This is a genomic window from Enterobacter sp. JMULE2, assembly GCF_013337145.1.
In the GTDB taxonomy this organism is placed as follows: domain Bacteria; phylum Pseudomonadota; class Gammaproteobacteria; order Enterobacterales; family Enterobacteriaceae; genus Enterobacter; species Enterobacter mori.
In genome coordinates this window covers 251,836-265,991 of sequence record NZ_SGWD01000017.1, presented here as the reverse complement: position 1 = coordinate 265,991, position 14,156 = coordinate 251,836, and the positions used below count along the sequence as shown (strand labels likewise).

18 protein-coding genes and 1 tRNA gene are annotated in these 14,156 nt (G+C 45.0%); 9 read left to right on the top strand and 10 right to left on the bottom strand.

Translation table 11 applies throughout. The features are described from left to right. Nucleotide 1: 1 nt before the first annotated feature. The 5 genes from xynR to EXW94_RS28100 form a co-directional block, all read right to left on the bottom strand. Nucleotides 2-760 (bottom strand): DNA-binding transcriptional repressor XynR, encoded by a 759-nt coding sequence (gene xynR, locus EXW94_RS23475; protein WP_174341134.1) that lies wholly within the window; start codon nucleotides 758-760, stop codon nucleotides 2-4. A gap of 208 nt (nucleotides 761-968) precedes the next feature. Then, entirely contained in the window at nucleotides 969-1,403 is a 435-nt protein-coding gene (locus EXW94_RS23470) for a DUF3828 domain-containing protein (RefSeq protein WP_023334327.1), read from the bottom strand. 1 nt (nucleotide 1,404) lies between these two features. Further along, nucleotides 1,405-1,767: a CHAP domain-containing protein gene (locus tag EXW94_RS23465; protein WP_174341133.1), complete on the bottom strand. Its 363-nt coding sequence runs from the start codon at nucleotides 1,765-1,767 to the stop codon at nucleotides 1,405-1,407. 277 nt (nucleotides 1,768-2,044) lie between these two features. After that, nucleotides 2,045-3,049, bottom strand: coding sequence for an ornithine carbamoyltransferase (gene argF, locus EXW94_RS23460; protein WP_174341132.1), 1,005 nt, complete (start codon nucleotides 3,047-3,049; stop codon nucleotides 2,045-2,047). After that, entirely contained in the window at nucleotides 3,019-3,114 is a 96-nt protein-coding gene (locus tag EXW94_RS28100; protein ID WP_213014347.1) for a hypothetical protein, read from the bottom strand. Before EXW94_RS28100 ends, argF begins: the two co-directional genes overlap by 31 nt. Before the next feature lie 99 nt (nucleotides 3,115-3,213). On the opposite strand from EXW94_RS28100, the gene rraB reads away from it, so the two are divergent. The 7 genes from rraB to EXW94_RS23425 all read left to right on the top strand — a co-directional run bounded on the left by rraB (nucleotide 3,214) and on the right by EXW94_RS23425 (nucleotide 7,574). Further along, nucleotides 3,214-3,639, top strand: a complete 426-nt coding sequence (rraB, locus tag EXW94_RS23455; RefSeq protein ID WP_029739283.1) for a ribonuclease E inhibitor RraB — start codon at nucleotides 3,214-3,216, stop codon at nucleotides 3,637-3,639. A gap of 46 nt (nucleotides 3,640-3,685) precedes the next feature. Further along, nucleotides 3,686-4,444: a tRNA isopentenyl-2-thiomethyl-A-37 hydroxylase MiaE gene (gene miaE, locus EXW94_RS23450; protein ID WP_023293401.1), complete on the top strand. Its 759-nt coding sequence runs from the start codon at nucleotides 3,686-3,688 to the stop codon at nucleotides 4,442-4,444. A 30-nt stretch (nucleotides 4,445-4,474) separates the two neighbouring features. Then, nucleotides 4,475-5,197, top strand: coding sequence for a topoisomerase II (locus EXW94_RS23445; RefSeq protein WP_174341131.1), 723 nt, complete (start codon nucleotides 4,475-4,477; stop codon nucleotides 5,195-5,197). 106 nt (nucleotides 5,198-5,303) lie between these two features. Next, nucleotides 5,304-5,388, top strand: a tRNA-Leu gene (locus EXW94_RS23440). Between the two features lie 156 nt (nucleotides 5,389-5,544). Further along, the gene (locus tag EXW94_RS23435; RefSeq protein WP_174341130.1) at nucleotides 5,545-6,021 is read left to right on the top strand and encodes a hypothetical protein; all 477 of its coding nucleotides are present in this window, start codon (nucleotides 5,545-5,547) and stop codon (nucleotides 6,019-6,021) included. A 70-nt stretch (nucleotides 6,022-6,091) separates the two neighbouring features. Beyond that, nucleotides 6,092-6,670 (top strand): hypothetical protein, encoded by a 579-nt coding sequence (locus EXW94_RS23430; RefSeq protein ID WP_174341129.1) that lies wholly within the window; start codon nucleotides 6,092-6,094, stop codon nucleotides 6,668-6,670. Nucleotides 6,671-6,729: 59 nt separating this feature from the next. Next, a protein-coding gene (locus EXW94_RS23425; RefSeq protein WP_127353137.1) for an IS5 family transposase occupies nucleotides 6,730-7,574 on the top strand; the annotation gives its coding sequence in 2 pieces (ribosomal slippage) (nucleotides 6,730-7,075 and nucleotides 7,075-7,574; 846 coding nt in all). Nucleotides 7,575-7,584: 10 nt separating this feature from the next. Here EXW94_RS23425 and EXW94_RS23420 read toward each other — a convergent pair. Next, nucleotides 7,585-8,279, bottom strand: a protein-coding gene (locus EXW94_RS23420) for an IS1 family transposase (protein ID WP_174340542.1) whose coding sequence is annotated in 2 segments (ribosomal slippage) — nucleotides 7,585-8,033 and nucleotides 8,033-8,279 — 696 coding nt in all. Because the reading frame shifts where the segments join, the coding sequence is not laid out codon by codon here. Between the two features lie 47 nt (nucleotides 8,280-8,326). On the opposite strand from EXW94_RS23420, the gene EXW94_RS23415 reads away from it, so the two are divergent. Then, on the top strand, nucleotides 8,327-8,947 hold the full coding sequence (locus EXW94_RS23415) for a hypothetical protein (RefSeq protein WP_174341128.1): 621 nt from the start codon (nucleotides 8,327-8,329) through the stop codon (nucleotides 8,945-8,947). Next, the gene (locus EXW94_RS23410) at nucleotides 8,944-9,876 is read left to right on the top strand and encodes an HNH endonuclease domain-containing protein (RefSeq protein WP_174341127.1); all 933 of its coding nucleotides are present in this window, start codon (nucleotides 8,944-8,946) and stop codon (nucleotides 9,874-9,876) included. The genes EXW94_RS23415 and EXW94_RS23410 overlap by 4 nt, the downstream gene beginning before the upstream one ends. Here the strand turns inward: EXW94_RS23410 and dndE are convergent. The 4 genes from dndE to dndC are packed head-to-tail and all read right to left on the bottom strand — an operon-like array spanning nucleotide 9,863 to nucleotide 13,859. Further along, nucleotides 9,863-10,225 carry a DNA sulfur modification protein DndE gene (gene dndE / locus EXW94_RS23405; protein WP_014068702.1) on the bottom strand — a complete coding sequence of 121 codons (363 nt, stop codon included), beginning with the start codon at nucleotides 10,223-10,225 and terminating at the stop codon, nucleotides 9,863-9,865. The two genes, EXW94_RS23410 and dndE, sit on opposite strands and share 14 nt — an antisense overlap. 1 nt (nucleotide 10,226) lies before the next feature. Continuing rightward, entirely contained in the window at nucleotides 10,227-11,342 is a 1,116-nt protein-coding gene (dndD, locus tag EXW94_RS28345) for a DNA sulfur modification protein DndD (RefSeq protein ID WP_254797878.1), read from the bottom strand. 32 nt (nucleotides 11,343-11,374) lie between these two features. Beyond that, nucleotides 11,375-12,202: a DNA sulfur modification protein DndD gene (dndD, locus tag EXW94_RS28340; protein WP_254797877.1), complete on the bottom strand. Its 828-nt coding sequence runs from the start codon at nucleotides 12,200-12,202 to the stop codon at nucleotides 11,375-11,377. A gap of 1 nt (nucleotide 12,203) precedes the next feature. Beyond that, nucleotides 12,204-13,859 (bottom strand): DNA phosphorothioation system sulfurtransferase DndC, encoded by a 1,656-nt coding sequence (gene dndC, locus EXW94_RS23395; protein ID WP_174341126.1) that lies wholly within the window; start codon nucleotides 13,857-13,859, stop codon nucleotides 12,204-12,206. Nucleotides 13,860-14,156 lie beyond the last annotated feature (297 nt).

Sequence of the window (14,156 nt, the reverse complement as noted above, 5' to 3'; positions counted from 1 at the left end):
CTCAGGCCGGGTAGCCCAGCGCGCGTGAGAGCTGGAGCCCGGCCTGCTGAAGCTGTTCGCGGAAGTTAGCCAGCTCTGCATCGTCCACGCGCGAGGTCAGCGTCGACAGGCTCAGGGCGGCAATTACCCGGGACTCGTGGTTCCACAACGGCACCGCCACGCAGCGCACGCCCTGCTCGTTCTCTTCGCTGTCCAGGGCATAGCCCTGCTCGCGGGTCTGCGCCAGGGCGCTCATTAAGGCTTCGCGAGAGGCGAGGGTAGCGGGCGTAAAGGTGGTGTACTGATAGCCTTCCAGCAGGGCGTTCAGCTCGGGTTCGCCCAGCCAGGCAATCAACACCTTGCCGATGGCGGTGGCGTGAACCGGCAGGCGGCGGCCGATGCGCGAATAGGCGATGGCGGCCAGCTTGCCTTCAATCTTCTCGATATAGACCCCTTCACGCCCGTCCAGGATCCCCAGATGGGTCGTCTGCCCGGTCCGCTGGGACAGCTCCGTCAGCCAGCCTTTCGCCTTCTGCCGAATATCGATAGAGCCCACGACAAAATGACCGCGCTCGACCAGCTTCATGCCGAGGCGATACTTGCCGTTCTCCGGATTCTGATCGATATAGCCGTGAAGCTGCAGGGTTTTCAGCAGCGAGTGGAGGGTACTTTTGCTCAGCCCCATCAGTTTGCTGATGTCGGTGATCTTAAGCTCGGTGGCCTGCTCGTTGAACAGGTCGAGGATCTGCAACGCACGTTCAACAGACTGAATAATCGGCATAATGCTGGTATGTCCACGCTGGAATTAAGGCGAAAACGTACCTTTTTCGGGGTGAAAAATCAATTGAGTAGAGCGGGTTGTGGGAGAAAGGGCATCAGGCCGCATCGTCACCTGATTTGCCCGGCGGCGCTTCGCTTGCACGGGCCTACGGGTTGTGTAGGTCGGGTAAGCGCAGCGCCACCCGGCTACATTATTGTTAGCGGGGGCATCAATTATTATCCCGAGCGGCGACAGACTGAATTTTCCAGATCCCATCTTCTTTAACCATGCAATCAATGACTGTGTGCTGGGTCTTTTTGCCAAACGTGATATTCACGTTTACACAGACCGGGTCTGAATCATACGAATCAATAGCCACATTCTCAGCCCAGTCCTCGCCGATATACTGCGATTTCATAAAAAAATCAGCCTCGTAAAATTCAGCATCGGCATAACGGGGATCGTCTGCATGACGTAATTTTTTCATGGTACTGGCCGTAACGAACTTATCGATTTCGTTTCCCTGTTGAATAGGATAACGATCGTTGTTCACCTGTTTGACGTACCAGCGATTGAATTCAAGGGCGCGCTGCATCGGTATCTGAAAATCTTCGGCCCCCAATGCGGCTGTGCTGAATAACACAATTAAGATGAGCTTATTCATATTAATAATGCCTGTATAAGATGACGGCTGGCTGGAGTTGGCGATACGTTGGCCCCGGGTACAGTGTTCTCTGTTTAAAATCTGAATACCAGGTTCCAGCGCCATCGTAAATACAGACATGCCCGTACTGATTCTGGCCGGGCAAGGCATCAATCACCGCGATATCCCCCTCTATGGGGGTGCCATAGACTTTTGAGAACCCCGCTTTTTCAAGAGAACGCCAGAAATCCTTAGCGTTTGCCCCTTCGATTTTAAGCCCTCCGGCTCGAATGGCGGCGGCGATTGCTCGAGCGCAATAGTGTCCAGTATGGGTTAGTGCGTGGCTACGGGCGTATGACACAGCTTCATGCTTATTCCATGACATGAATAATCCTTATTAACGAAATGCAGCAATAAGGAAATATTACGCCGATAATATACGGTGTTTTGTAATTGATAATGACCTGATATTAACCATTATCTACTCAATAAACAATGGTTAATAAAAACATAAATTCTTATTATGGTTAATGCGTATCTGAGAAAGCGTCAGTAAAATGAATTTTTCTGCCTGACAATAATACTGTTGTCGTTTTTAGTGTTTTCTCCCTCTCCCCGTGGGAGAGGGCTGGGGTGAGGGCACCAGACCGCAGAGGAGTCAATCACTCCCCAAGCGTCGCCACCATCACCGCTTTAATCGTATGCATCCGGTTTTCTGCCTGGTCGAACACGATGCTCGCCGACGACTCAAACACCTCGTCCGTCACTTCCATCCCGCCGTGCAGGTCGAACTCTTTCGCCATCTGCTTGCCGAGCGTGGTCTGGTCGTCATGGAACGCCGGCAGACAGTGCAGGAACTTCACGTCCGGGTTGCCGGTCAGCGCCATCATCTGAGCGTTCACCTGATACCCGCGCAGCAGCGCAATCCGCTCCGCCCACTTCTCTTTGGCTTCGCCCATCGAGACCCACACGTCGGTATAAATAAAGTCCGCGCCCGTCACGCCCGCCGCCACGTCTTCCGTCAGGGTGATCTTCCCGCCGTGCTTCTCCGCCAGCGCGCTGCACTCCGCCACCAGGCTCTCTTCCGGCCAGCAGGCCTTCGGAGCCACCAGACGCAGATCCAGCCCGGTCAGCGCCGCCGCTTCCAGCATCGTGTTGCCCATGTTGTTGCGCGCATCGCCCGCGTAAACCAGCGTCATCTCGTTAAACGCCTTGCCCGGCAGGTGCTCCTGCATGGTCAGCAGGTCCGCCAGCAGCTGGGTCGGGTGGAACTCGTTGGTCAGCCCGTTCCACACCGGCACGCCCGCGTACTGCGCCAGCGTTTCAACCACTTCCTGGCCGTGACCGCGATACTGAATGCCGTCGTACATCCGCCCGAGCACGCGCGCGGTGTCCTTAATTGACTCTTTATGCCCAATCTGGCTGCCGCTCGGCCCTAAATAGGTAACGCGCGCGCCCTGGTCAAATGCGGCAACTTCGAAAGAGCAACGTGTACGGGTCGAGTCTTTTTCGAAGATGAGCGCGATGTTTTTACCGGTAAGCTTCTGTACTTCCTTGCCATTTTTTTTATCGGCTTTGAGCTGTGCGGCAAGGGTCAGCAGAGAAGTGAACTGTGCAGGGGTAAAATCGAGCAATTTCAGAAAGTGTTTCTTGTACAGATCAGACATTTTATCCTCACATGGCGAACGCCACTTATTGAATTAAAATTCACTTTATATGTGTAATTATTCATTTGCAACCCCGTTTCACAATTCTTTCTTACAAAGGTGGAGGCAAACCCGTCCGTGTGTGAAAATAGAAGTATCTGCCGCACTTTAAAGAGGATTGAGCCATGGCAAACCCGGAACACCTGGAAGAGCAACGCGAAGAGACGCGTCTGATTATTGAAGAACTGCTGGAAGACGGTAGCGATCCGGACGCGCTGTACACCATCGAGCACCATTTCTCTGCGGATGATTTCGACGCGCTGGAAAAACTGGCCGTGGAAGCCTTCAAGCTGGGTTACGAAGTGACCGAGCCGGAAGAGCTGGAAGTGGAAGAGGGCGACACTGTCATCTGCTGCGACATCCTGAGCGAAGGCGCGCTGAAGGCGGAGCTGATCGACGCGCAGGTAGAACAGCTGATGAACCTGGCCGAGAAGTTTGAGGTGGAATACGACGGCTGGGGAACCTACTTCGAAGATCCGAACGGTGAAGACGGCGAAGAAGGCGACGACGAAGATTACGTCGACGAAGACGACGACGGCGTGCGTCACTAAGCGTTTCAGGCGGTGGCGCTCGCCACCGCTTTTTCAAGGCAGAACCATGGATTACCCGCAGATACTCGCCCCCGTACTCAACTTCCTCCAGTGCCCGACCCCGCAAGCATGGATTGATAAAGCCCGCGACCCGGCGAACCTGCCGCTGCTGCTCACCGACCACATGGTGTGCGAGCTCAAGGCCGCCCAGACCGCGCTGCTGCTGGTGCGTAAATACGTCGCCGACGAAAGCGGTGCCGACGCGCTGCTCGACTGGCTCAAACCCTACGAACAGTTCACCTTCCGCGACGGCCCGGAGCCGGACTTCATCGCCCTGCATAAGCAGATTGGCAAAAGCGTGATGCCCAAAACCGACGACCCGTGGGGCCAGGCGCTCATCGACAGCATGGTGCTGCTGATTAAAGAGGAGCTGCACCATTTCTGGCAGGTGCGTGAGGCGATGCTGGCCCGCGACATTCCGTACGTCAAAATCACCGCCAGCCGCTACGCCAAAGGGATGCTGAAGGAAGTGCGCACCCACGAACCGCTGACGCTGATCGACAAGCTCATCTGCGGCGCCTACATCGAAGCCCGCTCCTGCGAACGCTTCGCCGCGCTTGCCCCGTTCCTCGACGACGACCTGCAGAAGTTCTATCTCTCGCTGCTGCGCTCGGAAGCGCGCCATTATCAGGACTACCTGACGCTGGCACAGCAGGTGAGCGACGACGATATCTCACCGCGCATAAAGCTTTTTGGCGAAATTGAAGCCACACTTATCTCGACACCGGACAACGAGTTTCGCTTCCACAGCGGCGTGCCGGTGTAAACCGGCATAACTCAAGGATAAGGATGCGAGATGAATAAAACGTGGACCCGTATTGTGATTGTCGTCATTGCGGCTGCCGCCGTGGCGTTCTGGGTGTTTTTCGACAGGCAGCGCGCCCCTGAACGGCAGATGGATTCCGCCCTCAACGCGATGCCCGCCTGGCAGGTGATTAAGGAGCAGGAGCCCGCGCTGCATCAGCGCATCCTCGACCAGATGGCCGCCCTGCAAAAAGCGGGCGAGCCGGAGCAGCAGATTATCGACACTATCCAGCCGCAGATCCTGCATCTGCAGATGTCGCGCCTGCAAAACGCCCCGGACGCCAACGTGGTGAACTACATGACCATCAACATGGAGCAGACCGCCGCCATCCAGAAGGTGAGCGACGACGCCTGCTTCCGCTTCCTCTACCCGATGGTGAAGGGCGGCATCAACCCGATGCGTATGCTGGATAAAGATTTGATGGCGCGGCGCATGCAGGCCGATGCCGACATGATGCGCGCGGCCTACGGCAAAAACCGCCACACCGTGACCGCGGCCGAACGCGAGGCGGCCGTCGAGGACGTGCGGCCGATTATGAAGGAACTTGCCGATAAGTACGGCGAGGACATCCAGCTGCTGCAGATGCCGGAGAAGGCGGCGGGCAAAGAGAAGCTCTCCTGCGATATGGTGCAGGAGATGTGGGCGAAGGTGCTGGCGCTGCCGGAGCAGAAGGCGGCGGGGGTGATTCGTCTGGCGGTGTCTGAGCTGGAGTGACGAAGGGCGCTGGTTTTTTGGGCACTTAGCGCGGGTTTCGCGCGTCGTCGCTTGCATGGCGGCGCGCGACAGGTATAATCCACAACGTTTCCGCATCCCCTTCAGTGCCGAAGTGGCGAAATCGGTAGACGCAGTTGATTCAAAATCAACCGTAGAAATACGTGCCGGTTCGAGTCCGGCCTTCGGCACCACACTATCTTAGTCTGTTACAATCACTAGACTGCTTTTCAATATCCTAATTATTGGGTAAAGTACTCCCTATCTAAAGCTATGCTCATAAGCAATCTGAGAAGTTAAGTTTTGAGAATAGCTTAATTGTTGGACGCCCAAAACAATTAGGGAATATTATGACTATCAGATTTAGTTATCCAGGTATAAAAATTAAGCAAACAAAAGAGTCAAATGAGATTGTTTTGTTTGGTGCATCTGCCTATGAAATAAGTCGATGGGCAGGTGTCCCGCAGAAAACAAAATTTGATGTTGTTGAGTCCGTTGGTTTTCAAAGGGTTAAAAACGAAAAAAGATTAACTGAATTAAAACGGTTTTATACGAATGGTCATAATGTTGTGCAGAATACATTAATTTGCGCAATAAGAAACATTGATGAATGTAAAATTATTTTCGATGGTGAAGATACTGGGAATATTATTATAGAATTCCCGGATTTTTATAAAATGCCCTTAGTTGAGCTTTTCGGAATTCTCAGGAAAAATCTTGAAGAACGTGTTACTGATAAGACTTTACTAAAAACAAGTCTCTTAGATATACAGAAAAAAAAGAGCTCTTTCGATCTCAGGAGATTATTATCAAGAAGAGTTTCTTGATGAATCAGCGAATAATGATGAGCGCTTATCATTAAACGACACTGAATCTGATTCGAATGATTCAAATGAAGTGGTACTTGATGAATCACATTTTTTTGATTTTATTAAAGAAGTTGCTTCAAGGCATGAAGTATTGAAAGAACTTGGGGAACAATATAATAGTAATGATTCGTTCTTGGGATTTGATAGAGACGCTCTTATATCCTTTATCTTACCCGTTAGCCTTGTTGATGGGCAACACAGATTAGCTGGTGCTATTGAAGAGACGCAAGCCAAAATAAATGAAGGATATTATGCGGATGAAATTGAAAGTTTGTACGCGAAAGATATTCCTGCTGATGAAATAAATGAAAAACTCTTAACTAAATATTCTAGAAAGTTGCCTGTTTCTTTACTTCTCTCATCGGATCCGGCGGAGCAAGTTTTTCAATTCGTGGTAATTAACCAAAAAGCAACTCCTATTGAAAGATCATTATTGGGAACGATTGTCTCGACAACGCTCACTAATGATGAGATGGAGCAGGTATCGGAACGTTTACGCTCATCTGGTATACAGTTAGAGGAGGCTCGAGCTATTACCTGGATGGCAAGAAGCGAAGAAAGCCCATTCTGTAGATTAGTCGAGCGTGGTGGTAGCGCATCCAATTAGGCTGTGTCCCTTAATCGTATGAGCTATAGTAACTGTATGTTTCCACAACGTATTGAACTATGGCTCGCTACGATCTTCCCGATGAAGCATGGGCTATCATCCAGCCCTTATTACCTGCTGAACCAGCAACACCACGGGCCGGACGTCCATGGGCAGAACATCGAATGATCATCAATGGCATGTTCTGGGTGCTGTGTTCAGGTGCGCCATGGCGCGATTTGCCTGAGCGATATGGTCCATGGAAGACCGTTTACAACCGTTTTAACCGGTGGTCAAAGTCGGGAGTAATTAATATTATTTTCAACAGGTTACTATCATCTCTTGACGCTCATGGCCTCGTTGACTGGTCAGCGACGGCGCTGGATGGCAGTAATATCCGTGCGCTCAGATGTGCCGCCGGAGCGCAAAAAAACATCCCGATATCACCGGAGATAACAGCCTGGGTCGCTCTCGAGGTGGTTTTGGCACCAAAATCCATCTGGCTACAGACGGAAGTGGCCTGCCGTTAAACATCGTGCTGAGTCCCGGGCAGGCTCACGAAAGCCAGTTTGCACAACGTCTTCTGGACGGCATTGGTGTCCAGCGCCAGAACGGCAGCATGAAACGTCGTGGTAATGCGGTACTGGCCGATAAAGCCTATTCAGGGCATGCTTTACGTAACGAACTGAAAAGAAAGGGTATAAAAATAGTCATTCCCCGAAAATCCAATGAGAAAATGGCGTCGGACGGTCGTTCAGTACTCGCTCGTGATGCGTACCGAAATCGCAACGTTGTTGAACGGTGCTTTGGCCGCCTGAAAGAATACCGTCGTATCGCTACCCGTTACGACAAAACGGCGAGAAACTATCTGGCGATGGTGAAACTGGGCTGTATACGGCTTTTTTACCAACGGTTATGCAATTAAGGGACACCGCCTAGTAGAACATGTGTTTTTCGATAAACGCTCCGATCACTTTTTCGTGGATCTCAACTGAGCGTGAGAAGCAGATTGTTTTACGAGCCAATCGCTTAATGCGGGTGCGGAGCGTCAGGTTATTACGCTCAATGCGTTGGGTGAATATTTTGCCGGTCAGATGCTTATCCTTCGGCACCTCCCGGCCATAGCTGCCCCAGTCGTCGCTGGTGATCATGCCGATGTTGAATGGTGTAAGCAGTGCCAGTAGCTCCCGGCAAGTTTCATCGGTTCGAGGACCGAAAGTGTAGGCCAGTACACCGCCTGTTTTGGTGTTGTACGCGTACCAGAGCCAGTGCTGCCGGGCTTTACTGCCAACGAAGCTCCATTGCTCATCAAGTTCGCAGATAAGCGCCACATCAGCATGGGCAACAGGCGAAGACGTTATTCGCTTTGGCGCGAGTTTTTTAAAGTCCGGATGACGGTGTTAATGCCAATTTTCAGTGTTCTGGCGGTATCGCGAACCCCGGCACCATTGAAGGCCATTTCAGTGATCTGCTCTTTAATACCCGGCTTACGCGCTTCATAAGCATAAGTGAGCTGAAACACACGGTGGCAGTCACGGCAGCGAAATCTGTCATGGCCTTTAGGGTTCTGACCATGGCGGTAGACCTGTGCAGACTGACAACGGGGACAATGAACGTTAACGCTGGCCATGAGATAACCTCAAAAGCCCGTATTATACATCAGATTCAACTAATTAGATGCATCACCAGCGTGGTGTAGAAGATGAAAAAAATGATCTACTACAGTGGTCAGTAATGGGTAAAATAATTGCTATCTTTAAAGAACTTTCTGGCGGAACTAGATTTGGGGAAGGTAATGATTATGCAAGAAGGTGGAAAGATAAATTCTTAGCTAACTCTGAAATTGTAGCTGATTATGCTAATCAAGGCTACGAAACACCATTCGATTATTGGCATTCTCTTGAAGGCCCATGGCGTGAAATATTTATAGAATTTTGGAACTGTATTAAAAACTTCTTCTCACAGGATGTAAATCCGGAAAGATTTAACTTCTGGGGTAAACCAAGAACATCCAATTTATTTAACAAAATATCTTTGACAATTTTGGCAGCTGATTTCTTTGAATATTTAGTTGTTGCGAAGATAGAGCTATCTTCTAAAGAACAAATAAAGCATCTTGTTAATGAATGGCTTACGGATGTCAGCCCAGAGTACTTCGATCGCGACTGGCAACTTTCAGGTGTTAAGAAAGATGCAAAAGGAATACGAGAACAATGGGCATATCTTTGGGCGGAATATCGTAAATCACCGGATACTTTACCAAGATATACGCAATATAGAATTTCTAAAAAATCATGATGCAATATCAATCAACAGATATCGCTGCCCTAATAGGCAGCGTATTAAACCAAGATGATGTTTGGAATACAACATCCCAAGCTTCAATTTCTTCAATGAATTTCCCTGATCAACTTTTGGGAAGACGAAAAGAAATCTTACGGGGGGATATACATCGTGAGTGGGGTCGTTGGTTTATAGAGCAATTTATGGATGAACGATATTTCATCGAAAATATTAATTATCCAAAAGTTTTTTTAGAAGTAAACGCGATTTTGAAGAATATATTAAGTTGGGATTTTGAAGATGATAAAGTTAAAACACTAGCGAGAATTATAACAAAATATGTTTTGGATCAGGTTCAATTTGTTAAATCAACAAGGAAACGTAAGGTATTAGATAATAAAGATAAATCTTTCTTATTATCATTATATAGTAGCCAACCGAGATGTTGGTTAACGGGGTTGCCTTTTTCTGATAATGCGATAGACCTCTTCTTAGGTTACGAGCCTGGTCCTATAATACTTCCAGAGTTTGTGGATAAATACTTACCTATCGGCCTTTTGCAACAACATTTAACAATTGAAATCGATCATCTTTATCCTTTTCATTGTGGAGGTGACGATGATTTTGCAAATTTCAAATTGATTTGTGGATGGGCAAACAGAGTCAAAAGCTCTCAAATATCCTTTTATATGAAGGGTACTGGAAATGTTGGAAAATCGAATATCGGTCTAGATAACTATTATTGGGCTTTGCGTGCAATAGGGATGCGGAGAAAATGTGAGCATCCTAACTGTACTGCAACATTAGAAAACTCACCACTAACAATTGAATCGTATCATGGTGAGGGAAAAATCATTAACCCTATAAGTATGAAGGTATTATGTTATGATCATATTCAGGATAAAGAGCGATTTATCAAACGGGAGAAATTCATAGCTTCTTAATATCATCAAGACTATATACCTTGTTTAATAAATATGAAATACCTCGATGCAAATGTAGCTTGAAAGATTGGTTCAAAATATCGTCATCGAGGTTATTAAAATCTTGGAAAGTACGTTGACGAAGCATCACCATGTATACATCTGAGAAATCACCACCGAACGTTTTCCAAGACATTTCAATATTGCTATTTGTTATTATATCCTCATGAGGGGGAATACTTTCCTCTGCAAGTGACAAACAAAAAGCCCATCGACATAATATGTTCCAGTGATCTATTCCTGTACGTTTCTTCAATGTGATTAGCTGTTGTTTAGCTTTTTCAGAAACTCTTATTATCTCAATAGTCATTTTATTTCTTTACCTTCAAATATCCTTTATGAAATGCGGAGCTATTGCATTCTTCACTATAAATTATAGTGTATTGTTGTGCTAATGCCGGAGCAAGATCGTCATAATATTTACCGTAAATTTCTTCATCGGTAGATAATAAAATTACTTGTGAGGCTGCTCTTGGAAAGTAATTTTTGATTAAGCGAGTTCTATGCACGCCATCAAGCCTTCCCATTGGAGTATCAATTATAGTTGGTAGTTCTTTTCCTGAGCAATCGGCCAAACCCCATAGTATTGATATGGCAAATAGCTGCCGTTCACCAGCAGAAAGGCGATCAGCTGATAAAATTTGATAATCATGTGTGTATAAAGTTATATTAAAATCACTAGGATCAATTGTAAGTCTTTCAATCAAACTGTCTTTTCTTTTCAACTGATCAAATTTTGATTTAATTCTTCCTTCAAGTCGCTTAATGTTTTCTTGTACCATCTGTGCATTAAATTCATTTACAATTGTTTGTAATGAGTCTATATGATTAATGATCTCATGCTGTCTTTCATGCTCGAATGTTTCGGAATTAGACTTATGAAGTAAAGATTCATATTTTCGCGTTAATGTATCTAATTTTCCATTAAGAATGTTTATTTCATCATTAAGTGTATTTTTTTGATTCGTAATGGTATTTTTTTTCTCATTGAGAAGAGCGTTTTTTTCGATTAAATGCTTAACGTCATCTAGGTTTGGAATTATAGCCATTTTCTGATGACAAAAAGCAAGCTCTTCTAATATCTCTGCTTTCTTGTCAATAAACTCTTTAAACTCTATATCTTCAACTTTCAATTTTTCCTTTATGAAGTCGAAATTAATTTCTGGCGAGTTTAAATAACAGCAGAAATTTTCATCCATAGCTGGCGACACATTGTTTCTATCAAAAATATCACAGATGTCTTTTTTTATTTTAGAATCAGTAATTACTGATAAAATAGCCTCCATTAATGAGTTCTGATTTTCTATGATAATTTTTTCAGCATTTTTATATTGATTGAATTTAATCTCTGCTTTCAATTGTACATTGCATTTGTTTATTAGATCGCTTACAAGTTTTAGTGGTAATACACTTGCAGCAAGTTTCAATTGCGAATGCTCTATTTCAAACCGTTGTTGATTTAAATCGAATATTTTTTTTCGATTTCTTTACGTAAGGATAATTTATCAGCCCCACTAGATGTTAGCTCACTCTCTAATAAGCTTAATTCTGCATTGACACTTTCTAACTCAATATTTCGAGTGTTTAATTCTTCATGTAACTTATCTCGGTTAGTAGTAAGTTGCTCTAAATTATTCTTCAGAGTTAGGAGTTCATAATTATCTTCTTTATTTAGTAATTTTTCTTGCTTTCGTCTTTTGATAACTTTTAGGTTATTAGAAAGTTGACTTAAATTTTCTAGCCCCAGTAATGCTTCAATTCCTGTTTTGAGAAATTCAGCCGAACGCTTAGGGTCTGCGATGTTTTCAATTTTTTCGCCGTCAAAGAAAAATAATTCTGAAAGGGATTGTGGAATAAATTCATTAACAATTTCATCCCAATTTTCACTAAGAAGTAAGTCATGTACTCCATTATAAAAAACAGTTATCTTTTCTTTACAATCTTTTTTATCTGTTTTTTCCCAGCTTCGTTCTATTTCATAAACATGAGGTTTAAAAGTATTATCATTATGACGAAATCTAATAGTTACGGATGCAGTTTTTTGTGCTGCAAAGTGATTAATGTTTTTTTCAAGGAATGCAGAATAGCTTAATCTTCCTCGATTAGAACATTTAGCGAATTTTCCATATAAAGCTAATTGAAGAGCGTCTAAAAATGTAGTTTTTCCTGCACCGTTTAGAGCCCCGATAAGAATTACCGGCTTTAACGGATCGGAGCTATCAAGGGATATCTCATGCATCCCTTTGTATATTCCAAAATTATTAAGTTTGAGTTCTTCTAAAATCATACTATAGCTCTTGAATGTCAATATGTTCTAATTGAAGGTGTTTATTTTGGCTCAATGTGCTTTCGATTATTTCTTTTTCCCAAAGAAGCTTTTGCTTTTCCTCAACATCTAAATCTTGGTTGTCAAGCTTTAAAATATTTTCAGACAATCTTTTTCTTAATGCAAACTGCCTTGCTTTAGTAATATTTTCAAAAGCACCTTTGTCTAAGGAATTTTCTATTTCTTCAAACAACTTAGCTCGGCGAAAAGGGCTCTTGTGATTACTTACGATAGATAGAAGTTCACGAACTTGTTCATATTTCAATCCATCCTCATCGCCGACATTCTTACATTTTTCTTTTAATTTTGACAAAACATAACTATTTAACAAGGGATGACTTTTGTGCTTTGCACCTGGGTAAACTCTTCCTGTTGTTTCAAAATATATAGCAGGAAGGTTATCCTCCACTTCATTTTTTATTTCTATCCATATTTTTCGAATGGCTTCAAGATCTTCAAGCGAAACAAGTTCAATATTTCGGACTTCTTCTGGGCCCATTTGGCGGACTTTTTCCTGCGCCTCAAGAACCTTCCTAAGCATGTATTCACGGAAGTTTTGGCGATAGGGGCCTCGAACTAGATCTGCTCCATATTCATTTATATGAACCGTTAAAGAACCGTTCATTCTTCTAAAATCTCGACGATCTTTATCGGCCTTTAATTTTGCAGATTTTTTATCCTTGTTTGAATCATTTACATCAATTTCGCTACGTAAGTTCAAAAGAGGAAGCATCCAGTCCTTTTCAGAATCATTCTGAATCATCGCAGCCATAGATTTATCTTCACCAACCATCGTACAAACATAGCAACCAAAGCGGCTATCACCACAGCTAGGTGTCGATTTATCAACAACTAAAGGACATTCACCATCTTCAGTGGCTCCTTGATACATAGTTAAAAGTTCTTGGTTTTTAAAACCCCACGGGTTTTTGACCTGCATGAGATATTGCCAAACATCATCATTGCTCCACTCAGCAATAGGTGTATATACCCAAACTCGATCTAATTCTTTATTTACACTTAATCCCGCAGCTCGGCGAGTATTATCTGCTCGATTTTCATATACTTCCATCGTTGCTGAACGAGTTGAGCTCTCAGCTTTGCGTGTTCCAAGTACAAGTATTGCTTCGCCATTATTCTGAACAACACTTTTTATGAAGTTGTTTGACGGACTAATTTTTAATCTATCAGTACACCATCTAAATTTATAACGTGGTGCAGGATAACCACGGCCAATAAGATTAACCCAGAAACGGTCATTAACTGCAGGCGTTAAACGGTGTGCCTCTAAAGGTATACCTTGCTCTTTGACTGCAGCTTCCATCTGCTTCAATGAGCGTGTTACCCACAAAGCAACAATAGGATTCTCGACAAGAGTATCGGTACTAATCACATGGACTTTTTTATGAGCTTTTTTCTCTGCTGCTAGTTCCTGAAGCGCCTGCCAAACAATTTGTAAGATAGCGGTGGAATCTTTACCTCCGCTGTAGCCGATCACCCAAGGGATGTCATCACTCAAGTAAAGTTCTTTAGTTTGCTGCACCAGCTTACCTACCGTCTCTCTAAATCCGTGAGAGTCAAAGGCTGAACGTGCTGGTTGATTGTCTTGTACTGTCATTTTCTACCTTTGGTTAATCGGATAGCCTTAGAAAGGCGTTGGGACATCTGGTGTAAAATTAAACCGATCATTTTACTATGTAAGGAGTGTTTTGTCTCTCACTAGCAATGTATGAGGTCCAGAGGGAGTTACTCAAGAGGGGCGCTTGAACATTATGTGCGCCTAGCCGGTTACAACAAGATGTATCAAGATTAAGATGGCTAGCTTAGCTGTACTTCATGGTGATTATCTTAAGGTTATGGCGCCCTACGTCAAGTACAAAACCGTAAAAAACACTGTTTACATGTACAGTGTCCA